This window comes from Mucilaginibacter sp. OAE612 (genome assembly GCF_041806395.1).
GTDB lineage: Bacteria > Bacteroidota > Bacteroidia > Sphingobacteriales > Sphingobacteriaceae > Mucilaginibacter > Mucilaginibacter rubeus.
On the sequence record NZ_JBGMUW010000001.1, the window covers coordinates 616,690 to 640,241 of the forward strand.

General features: G+C 42.8%; 23 protein-coding genes. 9 read left to right on the forward strand and 14 right to left on the reverse strand.

The features are described from left to right. Positions 1–196: 196 nt before the first annotated feature. The 6 genes from ABID99_RS02765 to ABID99_RS02790 form a co-directional block, all read right to left on the reverse strand. A complete protein-coding gene (locus tag ABID99_RS02765) occupies positions 197–1,162 on the reverse strand; it encodes an SRPBCC domain-containing protein (RefSeq protein WP_373612765.1) in 966 nt (321 codons plus the stop codon). Beyond that, on the reverse strand, positions 1,159–1,479 hold the full coding sequence (locus ABID99_RS02770; protein ID WP_373612766.1) for an ArsR/SmtB family transcription factor: 321 nt from the start codon (positions 1,477–1,479) through the stop codon (positions 1,159–1,161). The genes ABID99_RS02765 and ABID99_RS02770 overlap by 4 nt, the downstream gene beginning before the upstream one ends. A 142-nt stretch (positions 1,480–1,621) precedes the next feature. After that, positions 1,622–1,948: a hypothetical protein gene (locus ABID99_RS02775; RefSeq protein ID WP_373612767.1), complete on the reverse strand. Its 327-nt coding sequence runs from the start codon at positions 1,946–1,948 to the stop codon at positions 1,622–1,624. Between the two features lie 33 nt (positions 1,949–1,981). Further along, the gene (locus ABID99_RS02780; protein WP_090528381.1) at positions 1,982–2,536 is read right to left on the reverse strand and encodes a DUF1572 family protein; all 555 of its coding nucleotides are present in this window, start codon (positions 2,534–2,536) and stop codon (positions 1,982–1,984) included. A gap of 110 nt (positions 2,537–2,646) precedes the next feature. Then, complete coding sequence (locus ABID99_RS02785; RefSeq protein ID WP_176628887.1) at positions 2,647–3,144, reverse strand: hypothetical protein; 498 nt, start codon at positions 3,142–3,144, stop codon at positions 2,647–2,649. Beyond that, positions 3,128–3,592, reverse strand: coding sequence for a hypothetical protein (locus ABID99_RS02790; protein WP_373612768.1), 465 nt, complete (start codon positions 3,590–3,592; stop codon positions 3,128–3,130). The genes ABID99_RS02785 and ABID99_RS02790 overlap by 17 nt, the downstream gene beginning before the upstream one ends. Before the next feature lie 245 nt (positions 3,593–3,837). Here ABID99_RS02790 and ABID99_RS02795 point away from each other — a divergent pair, with 245 nt between their 5' ends. Continuing rightward, positions 3,838–5,004 carry an acyltransferase family protein gene (locus ABID99_RS02795; RefSeq protein ID WP_373612769.1) on the forward strand — a complete coding sequence of 389 codons (1,167 nt, stop codon included), beginning with the start codon at positions 3,838–3,840 and terminating at the stop codon, positions 5,002–5,004. A 387-nt stretch (positions 5,005–5,391) separates the two neighbouring features. Here the strand turns inward: ABID99_RS02795 and ABID99_RS02800 are convergent, their stop codons facing one another. The 4 genes from ABID99_RS02800 to ABID99_RS02815 form a co-directional block, all read right to left on the reverse strand. Continuing rightward, positions 5,392–5,841, reverse strand: a complete 450-nt coding sequence (locus tag ABID99_RS02800; protein WP_373612770.1) for an SRPBCC domain-containing protein — start codon at positions 5,839–5,841, stop codon at positions 5,392–5,394. Between the two features lie 538 nt (positions 5,842–6,379). Beyond that, on the reverse strand, positions 6,380–7,369 hold the full coding sequence (locus tag ABID99_RS02805; RefSeq protein ID WP_373612771.1) for an MlaD family protein: 990 nt from the start codon (positions 7,367–7,369) through the stop codon (positions 6,380–6,382). 28 nt (positions 7,370–7,397) lie between these two features. Next, on the reverse strand, positions 7,398–8,171 hold the full coding sequence (locus ABID99_RS02810) for an ABC transporter ATP-binding protein (RefSeq protein ID WP_091166784.1): 774 nt from the start codon (positions 8,169–8,171) through the stop codon (positions 7,398–7,400). Between the two features lie 11 nt (positions 8,172–8,182). Continuing rightward, positions 8,183–8,947 carry an ABC transporter permease gene (locus ABID99_RS02815; RefSeq protein ID WP_223266281.1) on the reverse strand — a complete coding sequence of 255 codons (765 nt, stop codon included), beginning with the start codon at positions 8,945–8,947 and terminating at the stop codon, positions 8,183–8,185. Positions 8,948–9,778: 831 nt separating this feature from the next. On the opposite strand from ABID99_RS02815, the gene ABID99_RS02820 reads away from it, so the two are divergent. From ABID99_RS02820 to ABID99_RS02840, 5 genes are all read left to right on the forward strand, one after another. Continuing rightward, the gene (locus ABID99_RS02820; protein ID WP_090528369.1) at positions 9,779–10,657 is read left to right on the forward strand and encodes an AraC family transcriptional regulator; all 879 of its coding nucleotides are present in this window, start codon (positions 9,779–9,781) and stop codon (positions 10,655–10,657) included. Between the two features lie 258 nt (positions 10,658–10,915). After that, on the forward strand, positions 10,916–12,748 hold the full coding sequence (locus tag ABID99_RS02825) for a sodium:solute symporter family protein (protein WP_373612773.1): 1,833 nt from the start codon (positions 10,916–10,918) through the stop codon (positions 12,746–12,748). A gap of 11 nt (positions 12,749–12,759) precedes the next feature. Next, on the forward strand, positions 12,760–13,956 hold the full coding sequence (locus tag ABID99_RS02830; RefSeq protein WP_373612775.1) for a glycosidase: 1,197 nt from the start codon (positions 12,760–12,762) through the stop codon (positions 13,954–13,956). A gap of 14 nt (positions 13,957–13,970) precedes the next feature. Beyond that, complete coding sequence (locus tag ABID99_RS02835; protein WP_373612776.1) at positions 13,971–15,188, forward strand: AGE family epimerase/isomerase; 1,218 nt, start codon at positions 13,971–13,973, stop codon at positions 15,186–15,188. Between the two features lie 49 nt (positions 15,189–15,237). Further along, positions 15,238–16,362 carry a glycoside hydrolase family 26 protein gene (locus tag ABID99_RS02840; protein ID WP_373612777.1) on the forward strand — a complete coding sequence of 375 codons (1,125 nt, stop codon included), beginning with the start codon at positions 15,238–15,240 and terminating at the stop codon, positions 16,360–16,362. A gap of 71 nt (positions 16,363–16,433) precedes the next feature. On the opposite strand, the gene nhaA is transcribed toward ABID99_RS02840, so the two are convergent. Beyond that, the gene (gene nhaA / locus ABID99_RS02845) at positions 16,434–17,741 is read right to left on the reverse strand and encodes a Na+/H+ antiporter NhaA (RefSeq protein WP_188833284.1); all 1,308 of its coding nucleotides are present in this window, start codon (positions 17,739–17,741) and stop codon (positions 16,434–16,436) included. A gap of 318 nt (positions 17,742–18,059) precedes the next feature. Between nhaA and ABID99_RS02850 the strand changes: the two genes are divergently transcribed. Next, on the forward strand, positions 18,060–18,347 hold the full coding sequence (locus tag ABID99_RS02850) for a hypothetical protein (protein ID WP_373612778.1): 288 nt from the start codon (positions 18,060–18,062) through the stop codon (positions 18,345–18,347). Here the strand turns inward: ABID99_RS02850 and ABID99_RS02855 are convergent. The 3 genes from ABID99_RS02855 to ABID99_RS02865 all read right to left on the reverse strand — a co-directional run bounded on the left by ABID99_RS02855 (position 18,310) and on the right by ABID99_RS02865 (position 21,249). Continuing rightward, entirely contained in the window at positions 18,310–19,548 is a 1,239-nt protein-coding gene (locus tag ABID99_RS02855; RefSeq protein ID WP_373612779.1) for an MFS transporter, read from the reverse strand. The two genes, ABID99_RS02850 and ABID99_RS02855, sit on opposite strands and share 38 nt — an antisense overlap. 174 nt (positions 19,549–19,722) lie before the next feature. Continuing rightward, positions 19,723–20,418 carry a hypothetical protein gene (locus ABID99_RS02860; RefSeq protein ID WP_373612780.1) on the reverse strand — a complete coding sequence of 232 codons (696 nt, stop codon included), beginning with the start codon at positions 20,416–20,418 and terminating at the stop codon, positions 19,723–19,725. A gap of 120 nt (positions 20,419–20,538) precedes the next feature. After that, entirely contained in the window at positions 20,539–21,249 is a 711-nt protein-coding gene (locus ABID99_RS02865; protein WP_254780114.1) for a DsbA family protein, read from the reverse strand. Positions 21,250–21,386: 137 nt separating this feature from the next. Here ABID99_RS02865 and budA point away from each other — a divergent pair, with 137 nt between their 5' ends. Next, on the forward strand, positions 21,387–22,181 hold the full coding sequence (gene budA / locus ABID99_RS02870) for an acetolactate decarboxylase (protein ID WP_373612781.1): 795 nt from the start codon (positions 21,387–21,389) through the stop codon (positions 22,179–22,181). 125 nt (positions 22,182–22,306) lie between these two features. Beyond that, on the forward strand, positions 22,307–23,545 hold the full coding sequence (locus tag ABID99_RS02875; RefSeq protein WP_373612782.1) for a DUF3179 domain-containing (seleno)protein: 1,239 nt from the start codon (positions 22,307–22,309) through the stop codon (positions 23,543–23,545). The last annotated feature ends 7 nt before the right edge of the window (positions 23,546–23,552 follow it).

The following is a 23,552-nucleotide window of genomic DNA, read 5'->3' on the forward strand; positions in this document are numbered from 1 at the left end:
CGCTCATCTGTGATGAGTGCTTAATATGGTTCCGCATTTGTAATGCGAGTTGCGATGCAATCGCTAAGCCACGTTAAGCGCTCGTTGCAAACGAGCGCAAGTAGAGAGTCCTCTGCGAGAGACCCTGATGGGACGTTAAGCTATATTAAAATCGCAATTAAAATCCCACTAATCCAAAAATCCCCCAAATCCCGGTTCAGGCGTTCTGATAATTCAACATCCAGTTAATTCCATACTTATCAGTAAACTCTGCGAAGTATGCCCCAAAGAACATATCGCTCAATGGCATGGTAACCACACCACCGGCCGAAAGTTCATTGAACAGGCGCTCGGTTTCTTCGCGGCTTTCGGGTTCAACGTTGATGTGCATATTATTGCCGGTTTGCAGTTTAAAGCCCATACTCTCCGGCGCGTCGGTAGCCATTAGTACGTGGCCTCCCATAATGGTAAGTTCGCCGTGGATGATCAATTTTTTATCAGCTTCGTTCATCCGGACCTCAGCCGGCAACTCTATATCGCTGAACCGCGTGAGTTTTTTACCTGTAAACTCGCCCTTAAAAACCTCTTTGTAAAAGGTTAAAGCCTCTTCAGTGTTTCCGGGGAAATTTAAATAAGTGGTAACCCTTGCAGCATTGCCCGGTTTCAGATCTTTCCTGATCCTGAAAGCTGTGCTCAGGTAATGGTCAAGGTTGCTTAGGCCGGCGGTGAAGCCTTCCTGGAAGCCCATACCAACAATGGCTTGCATATCTTCCACTTTATCAAAATAGATATCGATGTTAACGGTAGTATGCTCACCTTCGCCGGTAAAGTTCTTCTCCCAGTTCATAACAGGGAAATTGGTATTGGTTACAGCATTTTCATCACAAAAGGAAACAGCATTGGCAATTTTTTGCGGAACTACGATGGTTTTATATTCTTCCTTGCACCATGTTGGATGTTCTGTATGCTCAGGGCCAACCATTTGGTACAGCCAGTAGCCACCTTCCCTAAAATCCTGGGTTTTGGTTTTGGTGCGATAGGGATGAGGTGCCCACCACTGGTCGAGGATCTCGCTTTCGGTCCATGCCTGCCATACTAAATAGAGTGGCGCGTCAAAAGTTCTTACCACATTAAGCCTTTTGTTGTGCAGGTCTTTGGTAAATACGGTTTCGTTGTTTGTCATGACTGTTTGTTTTTTAGGTTTTGTAGTACGTTATCTAACTGGCTAAAACGGGTTTCCCACAGGACGCGGAACTGGTCCATCCAAACATCCACTTCTTTCATTTTTTGAGCGTTAAAATGATAATAAATTTCGCGGCCGGTTTGTTTTTGATTAACCAGCTGGCATTCGCTCAGGATTTGGATATGCTTAGATACAGCTTGCCTGCTGCTTTGAAAATGTTCGGCAATGGCATTGGGTGTCATAGCCTGCAAAGCAAGCAAACTAATAATGGCCCTGCGGGTAGGATCGGCAATGGCCTGAAATACATCTCTTCTCATAAAAGTCTCTTTTTGCAACCGTTCGATTGCAAATATAAATGCAATTAATCGGTTGCGGAAATTTATTCGAAAATATATTTTAAAGCTGGGATTTCAGGGTTTGAAACATTGGGATTGATTTCCCTGGAAAGCTAAATGTATTTTAGCTTTTGTCCCCGTGAAAATACTCATATGCAAATGCCTCAATTTCTCCCGAGCCGGTTAATTCGTTCTTATTCGGATCAAAAAGCTTATAGAGTTGTTGAACTCCGCCGATATTTGCTGCTCCATCAATACCTAATAAAAAAGTGTAATATGTATCGGTTAGGATTGTATCTATAATTTCCTGAAGTATGGTCATTTCTTTTTCATCCGGGTCGAGCTGGTTTATAAGGTTTGAGACGTAGGTATCTTGGTGTTTATTCAAATAATTGTCAAATTGATCTTGTTTCTCAGTATAAAATATTTTCACAAATTGTTCAGGCGTCATAAGTAAGTTGGTTATTAATTCTAAAAGATAGGGCTATTTCTCATCCGTAAAATGAACCTTTCGCTTTTCCTGAGCAAATTTATCTGCATTGTAATTTTCAGATTGCCCCCTGGGGATAGATAGCGAATGCCAGTTTTCATTGCAAAGCATCTTACCTAAAAAAACGATCTGGCCAACGTGGTAAGGGTAATGGGCCAGCTGCCGGTTAATGGCTTCCATAACCGTATGGCCCTGGTTGCGGATATAGATGATCTTATCGAGATCGTCGGCGGTTAGTTTATCAAGCGTATCAAAAAGGCATTGCCATCCCTGTTCCCAGGTTTCGGTAATTGTTTGGCGGGTGGGGGTAGAAGGGGTAAATTCAGCTTCCCGGTTACGGGTGGATTTTTCACCATCAGTAGCGAAAATATCAGTCCATCTGGAAATCATATTGCCTGCCATGTGCTTCACGATCATGGCAATGCTGTTTGATTCGGGGTTATATTGCCAATATAATTGTTCGTCGGTAAGTTGTTCAAACGTTTTTTCGCCGAGGGATTTGTAATAAGCAAACTGCTTTTTTACACTGGTTAGATAGTCGTTTTCCATAAGCTAAAGTTAAGAGGTGGTGGTTTAATAAACAACAAAAAAGGCATCCCTCGGGATACCTCAAATATTTTTTTAAATAAATCTAACCTCTAATCTCCAACCACCAACCTCTATCTTTTCTTCAATTCCCTGATCTCGGTTTTTAACTCCTGTAATTGTTGTCTGGTTTGGCGGTTTTCAAGGTAAAAATATATCGCGAAGCCTAAAAAGATCTTCCCTAGCACAAACACAGCAGCAAAGATCCAGCGCCACGATTTATGCAGGCGCATATGGTTCGATTCCGATTCAATCGAGATGAATTGATCCTCGGGAGGTGCTTTTTTATGCTTATTCTGATCATCGCCTGAAGTGCGGAATTTAACCGGTTGTGCCGGATTTTCCAGGCGGATAAGGCCGTCTATCTCATCTTCTATCTTTTCCCACATATGCGGAGGCGGTGAAATAGCCATTTCACCTGCTATTTTTTCCATATCTGTTTCCAATTGCTTCAGGGCCTCATCTACTTCAGGGTATTTTGCCTTCATGTACATTAGCTCCCTTGCTTCCTCGTCGGTAGCTGCGCCCATTACAAAAACTTCAAGTATGCCACTATCAATGTACTCTTTCATTGTTCCTCCCGTTCCTGATAATGGTAAAACATTCTTTTAACGTTTTTCTGATTTCTTCTTCTGTTTTATTCAGTTCTATAGCAATGCTTCCTGCCGATTTGCATTGGTAATGAATATCGCAAAAAACCTGCTGTTGAAAGGGGGGCATTAAAGTTACATACCGGTTATTGACCCAGGGTAAATTTTCCCAGGCTCTTTTATCGGTATCATTTTCTAACGCCTCAAAAAAGTGGACCAATTTTTCGCGCGCCATGATTTGCAAACGACAAAAGGCGCTTGTTCCGCTTTTTGAAAATTCCTCAAGCTCGTTTGGTACATCGTTAAAAACAGCTGAAAGGTACTGTTCAGCTATCGGCTTATTTTGCACAACCTCATAAATGTAGCCTAAAAGCTTTGCTGAATAACTGTTGTACAGGTTAAGTACGGCTGCCGATTTGCTCTGGCCCATGGGTGCAGATGTTTGTAACCGCGGATTCAAATAGGGTCCGTTAAATGGTATGTTTTTAATATTCAACGAAATGTATCGAAGATATGTTGCAAATTAAAGAGAAATTACGCAAAATGTGCGAAGTAAAAAGGGGAGATTTCACATCGCTTTTATTGCCTGTAATTGTATATAATTTACTACGATGCAGCCACGGGTGTAACATGTAGAAGTTTATGGTATCTTAGTGTCTGAAACAATTCCCTAATATGCTGTTAACCGATCCTCCCCCTGTTGAAAATAACGTCCTGAATCCGGCCACTTCAAAACTGCTTTATATTGATAATTTAAAAGTTGCGCTGACGGTTTTGGTGGTGCTGCACCATACTTTTATTACTTACGGAGCGCCGGGAGGCTGGTATTTTACGGATAAAACAACACATACAGGGGCAATTATACCTATGTCGCTTTTCGTGGCCGTAAATCAGTCGTTTTTTATGGGTCTATTCTTTTTTATTTCGGCCTACTTTACGGCGTCGTCATTGCAAAAGAAAAGCACTGCACGTTTTACTGCCGACAGATTAAAGCGTTTAGGTGTCCCGCTGGTGTTTTACTCGTTTATCCTGTCGCCGGTGCTGAGTTATATTGTGTACCGTTTTGCTGAAGGGCATCGGGTTACCTATCTTCAATATTTAGGTGGTTTTGATGGATGGATAGATTTTGGGGTACTTTGGTTTGTAGCTGCTTTATTGTTATTCAGCTTAATTTTTGTGCTGATCAGTTCAATGATAAAAAACCAAAGCCGACAGTTTAAAAAGGCGCCATCAGCTTTTTCCATTATCATATTTGCTGCCGCATTAGGGTTAATTTCATATATCGTACGAATGGTTTTTCCAATTGGGTGGATACTCAAGCCGGTTGGCTTTCAATTAGGGCATTTTGCGCAATACATAGGCATGTTTTGGATGGGAATAATAGCATCACGAAACAACTGGCTTAACAGTTTTGATATCAAAACAGGTAGGTTGTTTGCATGGCTGTCAGCTTTTATGATTTTGGTGGTATTTCCGGCAATTTATTTTATAAAAGAAAGCACGCATAGTTCTATCGAAACGTTTAGCGGAGAAGGGCACTGGCAATCGTTAATGTACGCCTTTTGGGAACAGTTTACAGGTATTTTCATTATGTCAGCCTTATTGATCATCGCGAAGCATAAGTGGACAGGGCTATCCGCCGTTGGAAAAAGCATGTCGCGTGCGGCATTCGGCGTATATATTTTTCATCCCTTGGTGCTCATCTCCCTTTCGGTGGCTGCCATAAGTTGGCCAATGGATCCGGCTTATAAATTGTTGATTGTTGGTCCGCTGGCTGTGACAGGCAGTTTTCTGTTGTCGTCGATGCTGGTGAAAGTCCCCGGTGTAAATAAAATTATTTGATCTGAAAAAGGACATTAGGTGTAAACAATCGGATATTTTAAAATTTTGTTTATTTAAGTATCTGATTGTTGATAATTGATCGATATCAATGAGATGTTGTCGGGATTGCGTTCCGGGGTGAGATACGGAACGCATTTTTTTTGCCTCACCCTAAATCCCTCTCCGGGAGAGAGGGACTTAAAAAGAATTGTATTTTAAAAGTCTTCGCCGTTGTTGGTGTTGTCACCAACAACTCCGCGCGGCTCAATTACTACATGCATAGCAAATGGTGATTTCGTGATTATAAGAGACAAAACAGGCAAAAAAGTTGTTGGTGACAACACCAGTTAAAATTAAAGCTGAAAGCAGAACGCAAAAAGCATAAAGCTATGAGCTTTGGTATTAAATTTATAATTGTTCACACAGTTTTTTTAATATAGAAAGTGTTACATTCCAGTAAAAATTAACATGCTTGTAAATTATTTCGTCTGGAAAATTATTTAAGGTTAATATAATCATTGTTTTATCTTCAATGGGGGTTAATACAAAGCGGACTTCTGTATAATTTTCAGGTATATCAGGCAGGTTTGAAAGCGAACTCCAATAATTATATTGAAAAACCTTTTCGGGGTCGAATTGCCGGATAGTGCCCTTGTTTTCAAAACTTGTCCAGTGAAGATTCCCCCGGAAAATTATTGGGCTTCCAACCTGCCATTCGGATATCACATCAATTGCAGAATCAGACATCCATAGCTTAATTAATGCCGGATTTGTCATGGCATCCCACACCTTTGAACCCGGGGCGTTGATATTAACCGTTTTATTTATTTCTGTTTCATATGATGAACTGTCTGTCATGTTCCCTGGTAGTTGATTAAGAGGTAAAGTGAAAATAAAATTTAAAATTGGGAAAGACCAGCGTTAACCAATTTATATGACCGTAATTGCACATGATATGTGCAAAATCAGACGGTTGGAGTGAATGTGTTTTTTCTTAAGGTGTTGGTTTTTAATTATTTAAAACAATGGCACGATATGCGTGTATAATAAAGTACAGGCTGAGATTTAACCTGGTTTAGTTGATCGATATCAATGAGATGTTGTCGAGATTGCGTTCCGGGGTGAGATACGGGACGCATTTTTTTGAGAGGATTATCAAACAAAAGTAATTGTCATTTCGAAACGAGGAAGAAAACTTATACGCCTGATAAACTTCGCCGTTGTTGGGTGTTGTCACCAACGACTCCGCGCCGAGCGCCGCTCAATTACTACGTGCATAGCAAATGGTGATTTCGTGATTATAAGAGACAAAACAGGCAAAAAAGTTGTTGGTGACAACACCAACAACGGCATGAGTTTTTAGTGCTCATGAGGGCTACGCCGTTTAGAGGGGGGCTTACTGTTTTCCCTTCAAACTATCAGCTTTTGCTTTTTCTTTCTTTTTGAAAAAACCTCTCAGGAAAAAGTTATGCTGAACGGCTTCCAGGTCATCATTTAATTTGATAGATGCTGCCTGCAGGTTATTAATGGCCGATTGTGTTTGCACCGCCGCTTTGGGATCGTTCAATAATACGCCCAATGCATTATCGGTAGTGTTAAGCTTATTGCTTGCTTTGGTAAGGTTGTTAGTAAGCGTTGAAGCATTTGCTGCAGTTTGCTGCAGTTGGCCTACCGCCTGTTTAATTTGGGCAAAGGTAGCTGTATCGGTAAGCATTTTGTCGGCAAGACCGCCTTTAGTGTTCATTTTACGGCTAAACTTGTCGAGCTGCACCGCCATTAAAGCCGCGCTTTGGGTGGTGGCCTGCAGGTTGCGCATAGCACCTCGTAGTTGTATGGCCATGGTGCTGTCGGCTAATAATGCGCCAACGGTACCTTTGCCCTGCAATATGTTGTGGCTTAATAATTTAAAATCATTGGTAATGACCAACAGGTTTTGGTTATTATCCTGCAGGGTTTTAAGCATGTCATCGGTCGAGAGCATTTTTTCGGATTGCAGTACGTCGCCATCTTCAATTACCGGCGCCTGTGCAGTTCCGCCTTCTATCACAATAATTTTATTACCTATCAAACCGTCTGAGCCTATTTTGGCCATCGCGTTGCGGCGGATGTATTGCTGTGTAGCCTCATCAACATTCATATACACCTGGACCTCTGACGGGCCGATAAATTTGATATTGCTGATAGTACCAACTTTAACGCCCGAAAACCAAATGGCGTTGCCTTTCTTTAAACCGGCAACATCGGTAAATACAGCGCTTAGCTTTATATTTTTAACAAAGGCTTTTTGCTGGCCGCCCAGGGTAAATACCCCCAATATAAACAATATGAGCCCAAGTGCCAGGAATATGCCTACTATGATCGATTTTCTGTTTTCTGCTGGATCCATGATAATGGTATATCTTATCTAATTGTTGTTATTCAATAAAGTTGTAATCGTAAAATGGTTTCACCCGGCTATCGGTGGTGTTAAACACCTCGTCGAAAGTGCCGGTGCGCTGAAACTGCCCGTCTAAGAGCATGGCTATCCTGTCGCCGGTTTGCTTGGCGCAGGTCAGGTCATGTGTTATAATGATGGATGATGTATTGTAACGCTGCTGCACCTCGTTAATCAGGTCATTTATTTCGATACAGGTGATAGGGTCGAGGCCGGCGGTGGGTTCATCATACAGCATAACCTCGGGGTTCAGGATCAGCGTGCGGGCAATGCCGATACGCTTACGCTGCCCGCCCGAAAGCTCGGATGGCATCTGGTTAATGGTTTGAGAAAGTCCAACTGCGTCAAGCACCGTTTCAACCGCGGTATTGATCTCCCCGCGGGTAAGGTTACGTTTGTTACGCACCAACGGGAACTCCAGGTTTTTGCGCACGGTCATACTATCGTACAAAGCGCTGTTCTGAAACGAAAAGCCGATACGGATGCGTAATTTCTGTAAGTCATCTTCGGTAATATGAGCGATATCCTGGCCAAATACTTTTACCATACCCTCATCGGGTTTAAGCAGGCCCGATATGATCTTGATCAGTACCGACTTACCTGTTCCTGAGCGGCCAAGCACCACAAGGTTTTCGCCCTGGTACAGGTCAAGGTCAATACCGCGGAGCACGGCATAATCCTGGAACGCTTTTTTTAAGCCCCTGATGCTGATAACCGGGTTATTATGATCTGTCTGTACTGCTGCCTTTTTCATATCTCCATAAATTAGCGGAACCAGCCGGTAATCTGTACAATAATAACTTCTTCAATAAACACCAGGAACATGGCGGTAATTACCGCGCCGTTTGCAGCTTTACCCACGCCTTCGGTTCCTTTATTTGAGTTATAGCCCTGGTAGCAGCCCACAATGCCAATGGTAAAGCCAAATACAATTGATTTTATAAGCGATGCCACAAAATCGGTAAAGGTTAGCGGCTCAAAAACTTCCTGTATAAAAGTTGTCCAGGTGGTGCCTTCGTTCATGGTTACATTTAAATACCCACCAAATAAAGCCACAAAGCCTGTATAGGTTGATAAAATTGGAATAGTAAGCGTGGTAGCCAGTACGCGGGTACATACCAGGTATTTAAATGGTTTGGTGCCCGATACTTCCATCGCGTCTATCTGCTCGGTAACGCGCATGGACCCCAGCTCAGCGCCAATGCTTGAGCCTACTTTTCCTGACGCTATCAGCGCGGTAACCAATGGGGCAAGCGCACGCATAATGGCTATGGATACCAGCGAGGGCAACCACGATTCGGCGCCAAATTGTGATAACGATGGCCTTGATTGCTTGGTAAATATAACCCCCACAATAAAACCCGTAACCGATATCAGGGTAAATGAACGCACACCTACTTCATAACACTGGCGTATAACTTCCTTAAGTTCAAAAGGCGGTACAAAAGCTTCTTTAAAAAAGCGGATGATAAACTGGTTTATGCGATAAAGCGTTAAAAAAAAGTCGCTCAGGCTTTGTTTAAGCTTCACGAATCTTTTGTTTGTATGCCTGGTTATGCTTTGCGTATTGTCCATTAAAAATGTACTTGTATATGCGTATGGTAACTCTACAAAACCCGCAGGTGTTTGTTTGCTGTACCGTGTTTTATTTCATTAAGATACTTTGGGTAACTTTTTAAATCGTTTTAAAAAGAGTTTGTTTAATTGATAAAATGACATAAAAGTATTAGGTATCGATGCTTTATTTTGAGTGTTTACAGTAGTAATTTAAACGTTTTTGGTAATTTAAAACTAAATAATGAAAAAAAAGTATTACATCTTGCCCGTCCATTAAAAGTACATTTGATGCTAAATCAATTATAAAATGCTGTAGCAAAAGGCCGGCCAAAATCTCTGCCGGCAAATTATCAATACAGTATTAATGACAGATTAAATTACGGCTAAATAAACCTTTGACCGTTTGGGTTAAATGTTTAAACCAATTTGTCTGCAAACCTAAAAGTTAAAATTTATATAGCGCAGTACAGCCCCTAAAATATTAGTTAATGAAGTGTAAAATTTTGATAAGTTGCCTTATATTTTACTGTATTGCCGGGCATTTTAAAACGCGCTGCCAAATTCATTTGAGTTTTCACGGCTTGATATTAACAGTAAATTATCAGATAGTGGGGCGAACTTTGATTTTGCCATATAACTAACGTTAAGTCCTACAGGCACATTTTAATTGGTTACAGTGCTGTAAGGGGGCCTAATACGCAATGAGGTAACGAAAATTAATAATTAATTGTTTAATTGACATTTTGAAAGTATAAAAATGTTAAATTAGTATCAGTAATTAGTAAACTTATTTTAGTGGATTCTATGACGACAAGTAATGTAATGCGGGAGATAACTCCGCTAACGCCAAGTGATTGTTTTACTATTTTTTCGAGGGTAAAAAAGAAATTTGATTTTCCGCTTCATTATCATGACGAATACGAGCTTAATTTAATTATCAACGCCAAAGGTGCCAAAAGGGTGGTAGGTGGCCATATTGAGGTTATTGAAGAAGTAGAGCTCGCGCTGATAGGTCCAAACTTATACCATGCCTGGTTTACGCACCAGTGTCAAAGCGAAGATATAACCGAGGTTACAATTCAGTTTCATAAAGATCTGTTTGATGAAAAGTTTCTGAAGCGAAATCAGTTAAGTTTTGTAAAAAGCATGCTCGAGCGCTCGCAAAGGGGGATTTCTTTCTCATCGGAAACCATTTACGCGCTTAAAGACAGGATTATGCAATTGGATAAAAAGAGTGGTTTTGACTCCGTATTAGAACTTCTGTCCATTCTTCATGACCTGTCAATCTCCCGCAATATGAAAATGCTGTCGGATCCAAGCTTTACAAATGAGAAGTTTTACTACAACAGCCGCCGCATTGAAAAAGTGTTTGAGCACATGAATATTAACTATAACAAGCAAATCACCCTTGCCGAAGTAGCTAAAATTGCCAATATGCCCGAAGCTTCATTTAGCAGGTTTATCAAAAAGCGCACGGGCAAAACCTTTATTGACAGTTTGAACGAGATCAGGCTTGGGCATGCTTCCAGGATGCTTATTGACTCCACAACCACGGTAGCCGAAATTGCCTATAAATGCGGCTTTAACAATATCTCCAATTTCAACAGGATCTTTAAGCGTAAAAAAATGTGTATTCCCAAAGAATTCAGGGAAACCTATACCGGAAACCGCGTATTTATTTAACTGGTATTTATTTGGCTTCATGGCTGGTTAAAAATGTATCAGCCTATCGATAAAGTTAAATATAAGGTTAAAAAAGTATTATAAAGTTGCTGATAATAAATTCATTTTTGAGTAATGACAATTAGGGTGTCTGAACTCGAATTTTTGGAATTTATGAATTCGTCGAATTTATTGTATTTGGCCATTTTTAAACCAGGATTGTAGTATTCTGACAATTATTTAATTCAAAAAATTCCGGTTCAGACAAAATCAGACAAGATGAAGTTACACTTACTTGATGTTGCCATTATAGTTTTATACCTGCTGAGCACCATTTTTATTGGTTTATGGTACCGTAAAAAAGCCCGCGAAAATAAGGAAAGCTACATGCTGGGCGGCAAATCTTTACCCTGGTATAAACTGGGTTTAAGCGATGCCTCCGATATGTTCGACATCAGTGGCACCATGTGGATGGTAAGCCTGTGCTTTGTTTATGGCATGAAAAGCATTTGGATCCCCTGGCTGTGGCCGGTATTTAACCAGGTGTTTTTGATGATGTATCTGTCGCGCTGGCTGCGCCGCTCAAACGCGGCAACAGGTGCCGAGTGGCTGGCAACCCGTTTCGGTAAAACCGGGCCGGGAGTAACAGGGTCAAATGTGGTAGTTATCGCTTTCGCGCTACTGAGCTGTTTCGGTTTTTTAGCCTACGGATTTATCGGTTTGGGCAAGTTCATTGAAATATTTATCCCCTGGGATTTGGTTAAAGCTTATGTGCCTTTCAGCGTAGCACCTCAGTATGTGCCGCATATGTACGGGATCATATTTACGTTGTTTGCTATGTTTTATTCTATCATAGGCGGTATGCACAGTATTGTACTGGGCGATATGATCAAGTATGGCATCATGACGGTAGCCTGCGTATGGATCAGTTTCATAGCTGCAGGCAAGCTCAGCGGCAATCACCTCAATGTGCCCGATGGCTGGTATAGCCCTTTTTTTGGTAAAAATCTTGGCCTCAGCTGGACGGGAATCATCAACGAGGTAAATAACAAGATCAAAGAAGATGGTTATTCGCTGTTCGGCCTGTTTTTCATGATGATGACCTTTAAAGGTTTCTTCGCGGCAGTTGCCGGGCCCGCGCCTAATTATGATATGCAAAAGATCCTCTCCACCCGCTCGCCCGAAGAGGCCAGCAAAATGAGCGGCTTTGTAAATATCATCCTGCTGCCTATCCGTTATTCGCTTATTGTGAGTTTAACTATCCTGGGTGTACTTTTTTATCACCAAATGGATTTGAAAGACGCCAAAGGGGCTATTGATTTTGAACGCATCCTGCCGGCCGTGATCAACAACTTTTTGCCCGTTGGTTTGGTTGGCTTGCTGCTGGCCGGTTTGCTTGGGGCTTTCATGAGCACCTTTAGCGGTACCATGAACGCGGCGCAGGCTTATATTGTGAATGATATCTACCTCAAATACATCAACCCGAAGGCATCTACCAAAAAAATCATCACCGCCAATTACATGGTGGGGGTTTTTGTGGTAGCGGTAGGCGTGATACTCGGCTTTTTTGTAAAGGATGTGAACAGTGTGCTGCAATGGATAGTATCGGCACTTTATGGCGGTTATATAGCCAGTAACGTACTTAAATGGCATTGGTGGCGCTTTAATGCCAACGGTTTTTTTTACGGGATGCTTTCGGGGATTTTGTCAGCCATGATATTCTCGCTTATTATCCCTTCGATCCAACTGTTGTACTGGTTCCCGGTGCTGTTTGTCATCTCGCTGGGGGGCTCGGTTATCGGCTCGTACGCTACAGCGCCAACGGATATGACCGTGTTGCGGTCGTTTTATACCACCGTAAGGCCGTGGGGCTTTTGGGGGCCTGTTAAGGCTTTGGTAATGGAGAAAAATCCATCATTTGTGCCTAACAAAAACTTTAAGCTAAACATGTTCAACGTGGTTATCGGTACTATTACACAATGCTGCCTTACCATACTGCCCATGTACCTGATACTGGCACAAAAAGCATCGCTCATAGTTACCATAGCCATACTGGTGGTTACTATTACCATACTGAAAAAAACATGGTGGAATAAATTAAAAGACTATTGATAAAAAACTATATGACGCAGGAATTTAACCAAAGGCTCATTCAACTACAGGCCGAACAAGCGCAATTGATTAACCGGCAAAACCAGGTTGAGGAAACAGGCAACGGTATTTTTTGCCGGTTTAAATATCCTGTGCTTACTGCCGCCCATACCCCGCTTGAGTGGCGATATGATCTTGATGCTAAAACCAACCCTCATTTAATGGAACGTTTTGGTATTAACGCGGTTTTTAATGCCGGCGCTATAAAGTTTAACGGCAAATACCTGATGGTAGCGAGGGTTGAAGGCGCCGATCGGAAATCATTTTTCGCTGTGGCCGAAAGTGCTGATGGGATCAATGGTTTTAAATTTTGGGATTACCCGGTTGAGCTGCCCCAAACCGATGAGCCCGATACCAATGTGTACGATATGCGCCTTACCCAGCATGAAGATGGCTGGATCTATGGCCTGTTTTGTACCGAACGCCGTGACCCCGAAGCTCCGTCATATGATCAGTCGATGGCGATAGCGGCCTGCGGTATCGCGCGCACCAGGGACCTGGTAAAATGGGAGCGCCTGCCCGATCTGAAAACCAACTCGCCCCAGCAGCGCAACGTGGTATTACACCCCGAGTTTGTTAATGGTAAGTATGCCTTGTATACCCGTCCGCAGGATGGTTTTATCAGCGCGGGGACCGGCGGTGGAATAGGTTTTGGCTTGTGCGATACTATGGAGCACGCGGTTGTTGACCATGAAACAATCATTCACAATAAAAGCTACCATACCGTTTACGAAGCCAAGAATGGCCAGGGCCCGGCGCCAATCAAAACGGAAAAAGGCTGGCTGCACCTGGCGCATGGCGTACGCAATACAGCTGCTGGTTTACGTTATGTGTTGTACATGTTTATGACCGACCTTCATGACCTTACTAAAGTACTTTACCAACCAGCAGGTTATTTTTTGGCACCGGTCGGTGAGGAGCGTATCGGCGATGTATCCAATGTAGTGTTCTGTAATGGCTGGATAGCCGATGATAACGGATCGGTTTATGTTTATTATGCGTCGTCAGATACCCGCATGCATGTAGCCACTACTACAATTGATAAACTGATAGACTATGCCATGAACACACCGGCCGATGGTTTGCGTTCGGCCTCATCGGTACAGGCAGTGTACAATATTATCGATAAAAATAAAGCTTTAAGCCAATTACAGGGAGCCGGCGCCTGAACAGAGATTTAAACATGCTTCAACCATCAAATACTGTTTCAAATCATCAGCTTGCTATCTTCAGCAATGAGCTAACAGGTGAGCTGAAAAATGTCCTCAATTATTGGCTCAATCATACTGTAGATGAAGTAAATGGTGGTTTTTGGGGCAAGATCAACAATGATAACCAGGTTACTCCCGGTGCCCCCAAAGGTTCGGTCTTAAACGCGAGGATACTGTGGAGTTTTTCTGCTGCTTACAATCAAAAGCCTGATGAAGCTTATTTACAGGCAGCTAAGCGGGCCTATGATTATATCAAAGCTCATTTTGTTGATGATGAGTTTGGCGGCGTGTATTGGTCGGTTGATTACAAAGGTGATATGCCGGATACAAAAAAACAGGTATATGCCAATGCCTTTACCATTTACGCGCTGAGTGAATATTATATAGCTTCGAAATCGGAAAGGGTAAAGCAGGAAGCCATCGGCCTCTATCATCTTTTGATCAATAAAAGTTACGACAAGGATAAAACGGGTTATCTCGAAGCTTTCACGCGCGATTGGCAGCCGCTCGGCGATCTTAGGCTAAGCGCTAAGGATGCCAATGAGAAAAAGACCATGAACACCCATCTGCACGTACTGGAAGCTTATACCAACCTGTACCGCATCTGGCCGGATGGCGGACTTAAACAGCAGATTGAAACCCTGATCAATAATTTTTTTGATCATTTTATTGATGCTGGAACCGGGCACCTCGTGCTGTTTTTTGATGAGGATTGGAACCGCCGGTCAGAAACCATATCGTACGGGCACGATATTGAAGCCACCTGGCTTTTACTGGAGGCCGCCGAAGTTATTGGTAATCAGGAAATTATCGAGAAGGTCAGCAGCGCTTGCATCGCGATAGCAGAAGCAACCGTACAGGGTTTAGATGTAGATGGTGGCTTATGGTATGAATATGAACCGGCGGATGATCTCCTCATCAAAGAAAAACACTGGTGGGTACAAGCCGAAGCTATGGTAGGTTTTTACAACGCCTGGCAGGTTAGCGGTAATGATAAATACTTTCATTTGGTCCTTAAAAACTGGGCTTTTATAAAAGATAAAATACTGGATAAACAAAACGGTGAATGGTTTTGGGGTATCAAAGCCGATGGCAGCATAATGCCCGGCGAGGACAAAGCAGGGCTTTGGAAATGCCCCTATCATAATAGCCGTGCGTGTATTGAAATTATCAGGCGTATAGGCCGATAAATTAGCGACAAAGCAAGGCTTCAAATGGTTTAACTTAGCGGCAGTAATTATGATAAAATTTTTTAGAAGGATTGCTGTTTTATACCTGCTGATCCATAGTTCAACCGCTATGGCGCAGCTGTTTGAATCTGCCGATAAGCACGCCACAACCGAAACCCGGCAGCTTTTTTACAGTATGCAGCGGCTGCTTAACGTGGGGGTAATATTTGGCCACCACGATGACCTGGCTTATGGTGTGGGATGGCGTAATGAACCGGACCGCTCAGATGTTAAGAGTGTTACCGGATCATACCCGGCCCTGTATGGCTGGGATTTGGCCAGGATTGAGCACGACAGCATTCATGATATTAACGGAATCGCCTTTGAACAGCAGAAGCAGTTTGTTAAAGATGTTTACGCGCGCGGCGGCATCAATACATTTTGCTGGCATATGGATAACCCGGCCAATGGCAAAACCGCCTGGGATACCACACAGCATGCCGTAAAAGATCTTATCCCGGGCGGCGCGTTTCATAATGTATATGTTGAGTATCTTGATCGTGCGGCCAATTATTTAGCTGATATGAAAGGCCCGGAAGGAGAGGCTATCCCGATATTGTTCCGGCCATTTCATGAACTTACGGGCAATTGGTTTTGGTGGTGCAAAAACACCTGTACCCCCGATGAATTTAAAGCCCTGTGGCGTTTTACTATCGAATACCTGCGGGATAAAAAGAAGCTGCATAACCTGCTCATCGTATATTCGGCGGCTGATTTTGAATCAGAAGATGAGTTTTTGGAACGCTATCCCGGCGATGCTTACGCGGATTTTATAGGCTTTGATAATTATTGTACGCAAAGCGTTGAGCGTTTTCAAGCAAAGCTGGATCAACGCCTTGCCATTGTTGATGGCATCGCTGTAAAACACCATAAAATAACATGCCTGCCCGAAACCGGCTATGAAGGTATCCCCATGCCCAACTGGTGGATGGATATATTACTGCAAACCCTTGCTAAGCATAAAGTATCCTACGTAATGGCATGGCGCAACGGAAACGATCATCATTATTACGTTCCATATCCCGGCCAATCCAGCGCCGGTGATTTTATAAAGTTTTATAACAACCCGCAAACCATTTTCCAAAACCGCATAACACCACTGGGCATTTATGGTAAGCCAAATTGGAAGCAGTAGCCTTGCGGTTCATGGATGATAGTTCATGGTTCATAGAGGAGTGGATAATACATTCATTTTGGCTTTATGCTTTAAGCCTTCGGCTTTTTGCTTAAAACAGCTACCCCCGATATCCCGGCCAGCAAAGAGGCTAACAGGATCCCATATTTGGCCTGGTCAATCATTTCGGCATGATCAAAGGCCAGTGCCGATATAAAAAGAGACATGGTAAAACCTACGCCTGCAAGCAAAGCCACACCTGTCATTTGTTTCCAGGATGAGCCTGCGGGTAATTGTGCGCCAAATTTTACCATGAGCCAGGTAAAGAGCAATACACCTGTAAACTTGCCGGCAACCAGGCCTATAGCCACGCCCATGCTAACAGGGTTGGCCAGTGACGAGAAAAAGTCATGGCTAACAATAATCCCGGCATTAGCCAAAGCAAAAAGCGGCATGATGACGAAAGCTACCCAGGGGTGCAGGATGTGTTCAATTTTTTGCAGCGGTGTTTCGGCGTCAAGGCTCAGCTTTTTTATTTTATCAATAATGTGGTGCTGTCCGGGCGTTATAAGTGTGCTGTTGTTTGGCTGCTCGTTTTCAAAATCGGTAAGGTATTGCTTTACAGATTGGGTGTAACTGATCTCACTGATGCGGGTACGTGCGGGAATAGTAAAAGCCACCAACACACCCGCGATGGTTGCGTGGACGCCTGAAAGTAAAAAAGCTATCCAAACAGCGAAGCCTATGATCAAATAAAAAGCGGTACTCCTGATCCCCATTTTATTGCCGATAAGTAAAAGTACCAACAGCCAAACCCCAACAGTAAGCGGTACAAGCGCTATGTGGCTGCTATAAAAAAGAGCAATAACTAAAACAGCGCCAAGGTCATCAGCAACGGCCAATGCCGACAGGAAAACTTTTACAGAGGATGGAATATGTTTGCCCGCCATAGATAGTAAAGCCAGCGCGAAGGCTATATCTGTAGCCATCGGAATTCCCCAGCCATGGGCTGATGGCTTACCTGTATTAAAAAGGAAAAAGATGAAAGCGGGCACCAGCATTCCGCCTAACGCGGCAAACATGGGGAGCGAAGCCTTTTTTACAGAGGATAGTTCGCCGGCCATGAACTCGCGTTTCAACTCGAGGCCTATCACAAAGAAAAATAAAGCCATAAGGCCGTCATTGATCCAAAGATGCAGCGGATGGTTTAAAACATATTTATCAAAACCGAGCGATAGTTTAAGGTCCCAAAGTTGGTGGTAACTGTGCTGAAAAGGCGAGTTTACCCATACGATAGCCACAATTACGCTGATAAAAAGCACGATGCCGCCGGTATGTTCCTGGTTTATGAATTTGCTTACCGGCTGCGTGATTTTATCAATAGGGTAGCTTTGTTTCATAGATGCCTAAAATAAGGAATTAAGTTTGATTTTTGGGTGACACAACCTGTCGATTCAGGGAAATCGCTTTTAACCACATGCGGATTGAAAAACAATAAATGAAAAATTTCATACTAATTTTTACGGATTAATCGAATTACACGAATTGAATCAATTTAAGATTCGTGTAATTCGATTAATTGTGGAGCGCTGCAAAGCATTTGTGTAGAAGTTTTTCAGTATGAGATTAGTAAAACAAATCGAATTATTTTAAACGCGATTTCCCTGCCTGTCGATTACATCCATTTAAAACAAAACCCGGCCATAAAACATTTATCAATGAAACTGGATATTATGAATAACTATCAGCAAAAATGGATAAGTACATTGAAAAACGCTCATTTAAATGGTTGGGAGATCAAGCCGCAGGGTGATGATATTTTTGTGGAGATGCCGCATGTTACGGACCTTAAACTGATAAGGGATAACCTGCCTGAAACACTTGCGCTGATAGCTTTAGATATTAATTTACCAAAGGAAAGGCTGAAGTTTATTTTTCACAACGGCTATGAGCAGTTTGAATACCTGCTTAATCCTGCTGCTGCGGATTTGGAACAGGAGGGCTAAAATCAACGGTTGCTGTTTCGTTGGGTAATTCCTCTTTGGTATTATCCGAATCAATTTTGGCCATAGTTGATACCACTACTACCGAAATTCCCATACAGGCAATCAGGATAAAAGAGGCCCTGAGGGTAGCAATTCCTGCTATAAAACCGATAACCGGCGGACCGACTAAAAAGCCCATAAAACCAATAGTTGATACTGCAGCCAGTGCAACGCCCGGCGACATGGTTTTTGATTTACCGGCAGCGCTGTATACCATAGGCACTACAGATGATACACCTGCACCCACCAGTAAAAAGCCTGCCATGGCCGTATAAACATAGGGGAAAGCCACTGCTATTAACAACCCCGTTGCGGTTAATGAGCCGCTAACCTGTAAGGTGCGTTTTAAGCCAAATTTGTGGGCGAACCAATCGGCCACAAAACGGCCGCCTGCCATGGTGAACATGAATGTAGTAAAACCTATGCCAACCAACGCCTCGGGGGCCAGTACCACTTTTTTGAAGTAGATCACGCTCCAGTCGAACATGGCGCCTTCGCAAATCATGGAACAGAAGGCTATGATACCTAATTTGATGAGCGACTTATCGGGCATTACAAATACAGGCCCGGAGTCGGTTACTTTATCATCTTTCAGGTAACGGGCAGCTACGGCCACGCCAATCGCTATCACGATCAGCATTAACGAAAAATGATAAAAGGGGATAACACCGTTGGCTATCATGAACGTGCCTATACCCGCCCCGGTAAAACCGGCCAGGCTCCACAAACCATGAAAAAAAGCCATAATAGGCCTTTTATAAAGCTGCTCGGTAGCCACTGCCTGTGTGTTTACTGCAATGTTTACAGAATTGCTTGCAAAGCCGAAGCATAGCAGGCAGATGATAAGTTGAAAAGTATTTTGTGCGAGGCCTAAACTTACCAACGCGGCAGCGTAAACCAATAGCGCGGCGATAACGAGTTTTTTACTGCCTATTTTAGTGATGATCCAGCCCGAAAAAGGCAGGGAACACATAAGGCCTACAGGCAGGGCGAATAACACGGCACCCAAACCGGCATCAGATAAACCTAAATTTTGCTGAACAGTAGCAATGCGCGATGCCCAGCTGGAGAAACTTAACCCCGCCATAAAAAACATAGCACCCACGGCAATGCGGAGCGTTAGTTTGTTAATGGTATCTGTTTTTTGCGGGAAATTGTTCATGTTTTAGTACGATCATAGTGTCATTTGGACACTATGATTAATTGCTACAAATATAAGGCAATTAATTGTACTTTTAATAAGCTAAATCGTTTTTTATTTTTGTGTGAAATGGACCTAAAAAAAGAAGCCCCGACTCATTTTTAAATACAAATCAGGACTTTATGTTTTGAGGATTTATTGTTTCAGATTAAAAGATCCTTGTACGTTGCGGTGGATTTTATCGGTAGAGAACTCTTTCATATCCGCCTGGAATGTTCCCTGCATGGTTCCGAGGAAACCACTGGTTGCAAATTTTGTAACTTTCACTTTTCCTAAGCCCGGTATAAGTCCCAGCTCGCCAATATCTAATTTTTCTAATGTGAACGTACCTGTTGATTTGCCGTTAAAGTCAAGATTCATATCATAATCACCCATACCGGTAATATATACGTCCCCGTCTAAAGCACTGCTGTGATCGAGAATAGCCGCAAAAGAGTTTGTTTTGTCTGTATAGGTTACCCCGTCTATCTTAAATATAATTGTGCCGACAGGCCCAAGTGCTAATCCATCTCCGGTTATGTTAGTCGCCGCCGGATCAGTGCCCGTTCCGGTCTCTGTACCAGTTCCAGTGCCTGTACCAGTTCCCGCCCCCGTCCCCGTCCCTGTACCTGTACCAGTTCCCGTCCCCGTTCCGGTGCCTGTACCAGTTCCCGTCCCGGTTCCTGTCCCAGTTCCAGTGCCTGTGCCAGTTCCCGTCCCTGTATTTGTAGTAGGGACAACGTCAATAGCTTTTGTTTCTTTATCCGGGCCGAGAGGAGGGTCAAGTTTGCAGCTACTTACCGAAGCTGCTATTAAAAGAAGGGTAATTACTTTGCAGTAAATTTTTTTCATATATACAAAGAGTGATAGTTTATGGTTTTACGGTTTAAATATAAGTATTTTAGCTCTTTGTACGTAGGAGAAAAACTATTTGATACAAATAATGTTAAGAAAGGTTTACAATTTTTTCAATTATTTACAGTCGCCATCGGGGCTGCATGATTCGCCTTCGATTGTATCAAACGCTGGTTTGGGGTTTTCTTCCTGCCAGCCGGTAAATGCTTTTGCAAGGGTATCTTTAAATACGGCCACTTCCTGTGCCCCTGATACGGCATATTTGCGGTTCATTACAAAAAACGGAACACCACGCACACCTAAATATTGAGCTTCGGCAATATCATGTTTTACATCGTCGGAGTAGGTGTCGCTTTCAAGCGTTTGTTTAATTTCTTCAGCGTTCAGGCCAATCGCTGTGCCCATTTCAATAAGGGTTTCGGTATCATCAATATTGCGGCCTTCAGTAAAATACGCCCTGAACAAAGCTTCTTCGGCAGCGTCTCCCAAACCATGTTTTTTGGCCAGATGAGCTAACCTGTGCGCATTAAAACTATTAGCTACAACCGATTTGCTGAAGTTATAAGTAAGGCCGGCCTGTGCCGCCATTTGGGTAACATGATCGTTCATCTGTTCGGCATGGTCAAGCGTCCATCCTTTTATATCGGCCAGGTACTGGTTAATGCTGATATTGGGATTGGTTTTAAGATCGGGATTTAGCTGAAAGCTTTTCCATTCTATCTCAATTTGTTCTTTGCCTTCAAAGCCGGCCAGTGCTTCCTCGAACCTGCGTTTGCCTATATAACAAAACGGGCACATCACATCCGACCATATTTCTACTTTCATCATTTCCATTTTAAATGTTTAAACAAATTTAAGGCCTGTAATTCTTAACCCCGTAAGGGCAAAGTAAAATTTAACAGGCTTTGTTAGATGCCAGAGTGATTTTTGAACTACTTTTATGGCTTTAAAAACACGTTCCCCTCATGAAGAATTTATGCCTGAGATGCTTTTTGCTCTTAATGATCTTTACATGCCTTAAAACATCGGCACAACAAAAAGTAGCTGATAAAAATTTATTCAGTGCAGGTTACGCGGCAGGTTTTATCGGCGGCTTGTATGATTCCTATTATCCATATAAACAATTAAAGCAACATGGCGATTTTGGTTTGGGCGCCCCGGGCAAGCTTGATGGTGAGCTCATGGTGTTTAACGGCAAACTTTATCAAACCCAGTCAACGGGTAAAACAACCCAACTTGCCGATACCGGCAAAACCCCTTATGCTGTGGTTTGCTTTTTTCATGCCGAAAAAACATATAAGTGTAATAAGCCTTTATCTAAATCGGCACTGTTTAGCTACCTCGACAGTATCTTAACCAACCAGAACGGGATCTACGCTATCCACATCAAAGGAAATTTTAGTATGGTTAAAACAAGGGCTTTCCCACCGGTTGATAAACCTTATGTGCCCTTAGCGGCGATGCTTGACAGGCAGCATTTTTTTGATTTTAAGAACATCAAAGGCGATTTCATAGGTTTTAAGATCCCCGCACTGATGGAAGGAGCACATATCAGCGGCTACCATTTTCATTTTTTATCTGATGATAAAACCGGTGGCGGACATATCATTGATTTGCTTGCAGATGATATCACCATTGAAGTTGAAACGTTAACAAGCTATACCATTGACCTGCCGCAAACGCCGGAATTTAACAGCTTTGATTTTAAGAAAGATCGTAAGGAAGAGATCAAAAGCGTGGAGAATGGAAAAAAGCAATAATCGCCGATCGTTTTATTTGGGCTATAATTTTTTGTAATATGTAAATTTTTATAAATTAGGAAATTATAAACCAATTATAAACTTATTGAGGTAACAGCCCAATGCTGAGGATTTATTGAATAAGCATGAGATGGAACAGTGCTAAAATATTCTGGATAGGTATCATTTTACTGGTGGTGCCCGGCCTTGTTCATGCTTACCTGCTCATGCCATTTCCGGGCAGCCAGGATCTGAATGCCATAACCCTGTGTTACTATCTCGAAAAGGTGATCATGCCGCTGCGCTTGATTGGCTTGCTATTCGTTGTTTGGTACCTGTTTAAATTCTACGCTAAAAATACCTTTAAACAAAAGGCTGTTAAAGCCGCTGTTTTTGTGCTTTGTATAGGCAGCTTTTACATAACCGATTATATGTATAAAGCCGAAACCATGTTTAAAGAAACCACAAAAGCTGTTTTTGCCAACGGATTAAAAAACAGGGTGCCGTTAAGCTACCTGGTAGTGGGTGTTGTAAACAACGGTGTAGCCAAGGCTTATCCGCTCATCTACCTAGGCTATCATCATAAGCTGCAGGACGATGTAGGCGATAAACCTGTTTTGGTTACTTATTGCACCATGTGCCGTACAGGCAGGGTTTACAGCCCGGTTATAAACGGTGTAAGGCAAAACTTCAGGCTGGTAGGGGCAAGGCACTATAATGCTATAATTGAAGATGAAAACACTAAAACCTGGTGGTATCAGGCTACCGGTAACGCGGCTGTTGGGGAGCTGAAAGGAAAACAATTAGCCGAGCTGCCTTATGAACAATTAACCCTTGCGGCCTGGTTACAGAAACATCCCGAAACGCTCATTTTACAGCCAGACAGGCTATACACCGCCGATTATGCCGACCTGAAAAACTACGACCGTGTGCAAGCTATCGACCGTGACAGCACTATAAAAAACAAAGACTCCCTGATGCGTAAAAGCTGGGTAATTGGTGTGATCATAAACGGCAAAGCCAAAGCTTATGACTGGCGCCACATGTACGCCAAACGTCTGCTGAATGATGAGTTGAACAAAAGTTCACTGCTTATTGGCATTGAAAAAGATAGCCTCAGCTATCATGCCTGGAATACATCAGTAAGCGGTAAAACCCTTCACTTTAAACTGGATGATAAAGGCATGCTTACCGACGAGGAAACTGCTTCGGTTTGGGATTGGGACGGCCTATGCTTAACCGGTACGCAAAAAGGGCAGCGCCTTGCTAAAATTCAGGCCTACCAGGAATACTGGCACTCATGGAAACATTTTCATCCCGGTACCGTGTTTTGGAAAGGCGATGAATCGCTGGAGCAAACGGCATCCATTTACCCGCCTTTTTAACAAGCAG

What these genes read in the sequence shown, in the direction of transcription:
- ABID99_RS02765 (WP_373612765.1), bottom strand. Translation starts at nt 1,162, where the DNA reads ATGACAAACAACGAAACCGTATTTACCAAAGACCTGCACAACAAAAGG.
- ABID99_RS02770 (WP_373612766.1), bottom strand. Translation starts at nt 1,479, where the DNA reads ATGAGAAGAGATGTATTTCAGGCCATTGCCGATCCTACCCGCAGGGCC.
- ABID99_RS02775 (WP_373612767.1), bottom strand. Translation starts at nt 1,948, where the DNA reads ATGACGCCTGAACAATTTGTGAAAATATTTTATACTGAGAAACAAGAT.
- ABID99_RS02780 (WP_090528381.1), bottom strand. Translation starts at nt 2,536, where the DNA reads ATGGAAAACGACTATCTAACCAGTGTAAAAAAGCAGTTTGCTTATTAC.
- ABID99_RS02785 (WP_176628887.1), bottom strand. Translation starts at nt 3,144, where the DNA reads ATGAAAGAGTACATTGATAGTGGCATACTTGAAGTTTTTGTAATGGGC.
- ABID99_RS02790 (WP_373612768.1), bottom strand. Translation starts at nt 3,592, where the DNA reads ATGGGCCAGAGCAAATCGGCAGCCGTACTTAACCTGTACAACAGTTAT.
- ABID99_RS02795 (WP_373612769.1), top strand. Translation starts at nt 3,838, where the DNA reads ATGCTGTTAACCGATCCTCCCCCTGTTGAAAATAACGTCCTGAATCCG.
- ABID99_RS02800 (WP_373612770.1), bottom strand. Translation starts at nt 5,841, where the DNA reads ATGACAGACAGTTCATCATATGAAACAGAAATAAATAAAACGGTTAAT.
- ABID99_RS02805 (WP_373612771.1), bottom strand. Translation starts at nt 7,369, where the DNA reads ATGGATCCAGCAGAAAACAGAAAATCGATCATAGTAGGCATATTCCTG.
- ABID99_RS02810 (WP_091166784.1), bottom strand. Translation starts at nt 8,171, where the DNA reads ATGAAAAAGGCAGCAGTACAGACAGATCATAATAACCCGGTTATCAGC.
- ABID99_RS02820 (WP_090528369.1), top strand. Translation starts at nt 9,779, where the DNA reads ATGACGACAAGTAATGTAATGCGGGAGATAACTCCGCTAACGCCAAGT.
- ABID99_RS02825 (WP_373612773.1), top strand. Translation starts at nt 10,916, where the DNA reads ATGAAGTTACACTTACTTGATGTTGCCATTATAGTTTTATACCTGCTG.
- ABID99_RS02830 (WP_373612775.1), top strand. Translation starts at nt 12,760, where the DNA reads ATGACGCAGGAATTTAACCAAAGGCTCATTCAACTACAGGCCGAACAA.
- ABID99_RS02835 (WP_373612776.1), top strand. Translation starts at nt 13,971, where the DNA reads ATGCTTCAACCATCAAATACTGTTTCAAATCATCAGCTTGCTATCTTC.
- ABID99_RS02840 (WP_373612777.1), top strand. Translation starts at nt 15,238, where the DNA reads ATGATAAAATTTTTTAGAAGGATTGCTGTTTTATACCTGCTGATCCAT.
- nhaA (WP_188833284.1), bottom strand. Translation starts at nt 17,741, where the DNA reads ATGAAACAAAGCTACCCTATTGATAAAATCACGCAGCCGGTAAGCAAA.
- ABID99_RS02850 (WP_373612778.1), top strand. Translation starts at nt 18,060, where the DNA reads ATGAAACTGGATATTATGAATAACTATCAGCAAAAATGGATAAGTACA.
- ABID99_RS02855 (WP_373612779.1), bottom strand. Translation starts at nt 19,548, where the DNA reads ATGAACAATTTCCCGCAAAAAACAGATACCATTAACAAACTAACGCTC.
- ABID99_RS02860 (WP_373612780.1), bottom strand. Translation starts at nt 20,418, where the DNA reads ATGAAAAAAATTTACTGCAAAGTAATTACCCTTCTTTTAATAGCAGCT.
- ABID99_RS02865 (WP_254780114.1), bottom strand. Translation starts at nt 21,249, where the DNA reads ATGATGAAAGTAGAAATATGGTCGGATGTGATGTGCCCGTTTTGTTAT.
- budA (WP_373612781.1), top strand. Translation starts at nt 21,387, where the DNA reads ATGAAGAATTTATGCCTGAGATGCTTTTTGCTCTTAATGATCTTTACA.
- ABID99_RS02875 (WP_373612782.1), top strand. Translation starts at nt 22,307, where the DNA reads ATGAGATGGAACAGTGCTAAAATATTCTGGATAGGTATCATTTTACTG.